The sequence below is a fragment of the Azospirillum agricola genome (assembly GCF_017876095.1).
Lineage (GTDB): Bacteria > Pseudomonadota > Alphaproteobacteria > Azospirillales > Azospirillaceae > Azospirillum > Azospirillum agricola.
Genome location: NZ_JAGINM010000066.1, coordinates 1 through 2,712 on the forward strand (window position 1 = coordinate 1; position 2,712 = coordinate 2,712).

2 protein-coding genes are annotated in these 2,712 nt (G+C 52.2%); both read right to left on the reverse strand.

Annotated elements, in window-relative coordinates:
* Positions 1-313 precede the first annotated feature (313 nt).
* The gene (locus tag J2847_RS33795) at positions 314-1,306 is read right to left on the reverse strand and encodes a hypothetical protein (RefSeq protein WP_209783101.1); all 993 of its coding nucleotides are present in this window, start codon (positions 1,304-1,306) and stop codon (positions 314-316) included.
* A gap of 3 nt (positions 1,307-1,309) precedes the next feature.
* The gene (locus tag J2847_RS33800; RefSeq protein ID WP_209783102.1) at positions 1,310-2,467 is read right to left on the reverse strand and encodes a hypothetical protein; all 1,158 of its coding nucleotides are present in this window, start codon (positions 2,465-2,467) and stop codon (positions 1,310-1,312) included.
* Positions 2,468-2,712: the final 245 nt, after the last annotated feature.

Here is a 2,712-nt window from a genome sequence, read left to right on the forward strand (position 1 = left end):
GCCGCCTTCCAGGTGCTGGACCCCATGCTGTTCGGCACCGAGGCCATCGCTGAGGCCGATGTCCCCGCCCTGGCAAAGGCCATCCTCGACCTCCGGGAACACTTCAAGGTCCGCCGCCACAGATCGATGCGGTGATTGCCCGGTCCGAACCGAAGGGGCCGCTCGTAACGCTTACCACCAACTGATGGACGGCGGCTATCGCGATCTGCTGCGGCGAATACCACCGTAGACTTGTTGCCAAGTATGCGTGCATGGAAATTTGACGTTTATTGCTCCCTGGAGATTTTAGTCTATGAAGTCCGGATGGATGGATTCATAGTAGATTGATCCCAACGAGCAGAAGGGCAGCGCGCTCGACGTGTGGCAATATGACTCTGACGGCCTCCTCTCCATCTGAAAAGCTCTCAAAGATCATATCCTTCTCCCCAGCGTGAACAATGGCGCAGCGGATCTGATAAATTAGAGCCGCACCAATCCTCCACTTTCCACCACCTCCAGCTCCAGCTCCAATTCCTTTCTTTGCGATCCTGCGAAATAGGGCGGCAGAGAAATGATTTGTATTCTTGATTTGATCCAAGGCAGTCCAGCAAGCCTCAAATGCGTCTTGTTGCGTTTCAGCCAAACCAATAATTTGATTCATTTCGGATTTCAGAGCCTCGACTGCATCACTTAACGCAGCGCTTGGCTCTGCATCGAAGCTTGATACCAATTTGACCTTAATCTCTGCCAGAAATCTCGCTTCCATCACGCGGTATAGTTCAAGAAACCTGAACTTTAGCGGCGATGTACGAAGAGAATTATCCAAGCATTTCAGTGCAACTCTACTAAGAAGCGCGTTGATGTTTTCATCAATAACGGCCTGTGTTGCGCCGTCGAAGAGAAGGCTGTCGCCCGCCATGGGGCGCTCAACAACGCGGATTATTCTGCGGAAGTCGGTTGATGCGCCGGCTGGCCCGATGGAAATCTCCATGCCTCCCGCCAGGACCGCATCATGTTGGTCCGGCGTTGATGCTGCGACTGCGCGAACGATAGCAATCTCGATCGCAGTAGGCAGCCCGTGGACTGTACCTACAGGAAAACCAAAAATCTCGGCTGAGCCTTCCGTTTTGTGAGCTATAGCCCAATAAAACGCTCGTGTGATTCCTTGCGGATCGATTTGCACCTCGCTGGAAAATTCACCACCTGAGAGAATGCGGAAGGCTTCGGTCGCCGCCTCCACTCCCAACTCCAGCGGCCCTAATTGCAAAGGACGGGTGGGGTCTACCTCATCAGCGGAGGTGACGGCGAGTATATCAAGCAGAGGCATGTTTCACATCATGCTTGCGGCTTGGGTCCAGCACTCCGCCATTGGAGTGGTGCCATCTTGCATAATATACTCACGTACTGCCCTGAAGACTAGGCCGCGAGTCGCTTCACCAACATTGCTGCGTTTGGTGTCTACGCTCCTGCGGATCTGGTCGAAAGTGATCACGCCAAGAGGGTTTTCCTGATCGGTATTGGCGTTGTCGATCATCTTTGTCATGGCGCTGGGAAGGCGATCCTGTAGTGTTTCATTCTTGTGTGCGAAGCCTATGGCTGCCGCGAATCCAAGTACAACGGTATCGTTCCCAAAGAAGCGGTTCTGATCTTCTCCAAGAGCCCGGTCAAGCTGAAGGAGCCAGTCAACGAATTGACGGAAGCCGTCGCGCTGATTGCCATCATTATCGGTCAGGTCGATGCCAAGCGATTCTAATGCCTCATCCACGACCATCGTTTCAACGACAAGGTTGGTGCGATCAACATTGGGGCTTCTCTGCATCCAAGCCTGGAAAGCTTGCGCCAACGTCGAAAGGTGGAACTGCCCCGGACGAACTCGGCGCTTGTGGTCCTTGAGACGTATAATCTCAATTCCTGGAAGGTCTTGAAGGTCTTCGGCCAAGCCGCCCGACAGGATATCAATCTGATGCTTCATCGACATCGGGCGCTGACCAGCGTTCAGGAGAAGCATGCGGTACGCGAGTGGGAAGAACGCGATGTTGATCCAGATTTCAAGTCGCAAGGATCGCTGAAGAAAAATGGAGCGCTCCTCGTCGTTTAGTTCCATAAGCGTCTGGCGAAGTGCATTGGTGCGCTGCAAGCCGTCAACAATATCAACATTGGCGGGCGTAGTATTGGCAATAGCATTTTGCAAAGTGTCGAGATCATCTCTCGATGCCGTTATAAAGCCGTCATTTTCACTATAATTATTGGTAACAGACGCATCAATGTTGCGAACGGCAAGGACGATCGTGGGCAATATGCACCCAATCTTTAGGTCAGCCCTAAGGTTTTTATAGGGCTTGGAACCCTTAATGATATCGCGTTGAATGGCAAGGTTCTCTTCAGAACCTTGTGTCTTTTCAAGGTACCATTCGTAATCTGCCCTGGCACTTACCATGAAGTTATTGATTCGATTGTCATAATCTATTCCGACAACTTCAAACTTCATAAGGCACCTATGGCAGGTTTCACACCGAATTGGTGTGCGCGTGTGATGGTGACGATCCTAGGTACATTAGCTTCCTGAGGGCATATCGTCATCTTTTATGCAGTCCAGAGTCCACTCCTAGCACCAAGCCGAGGCCCTCACCGTCCAGTAATACCGCCTCTCCTATGAAATGACCTTCTGGAGCCAAGGCGGGAAGCAGAGGGATTTGATGCGGCCGGTTTCGGCGATGAGCGCGTTCCAGGCGT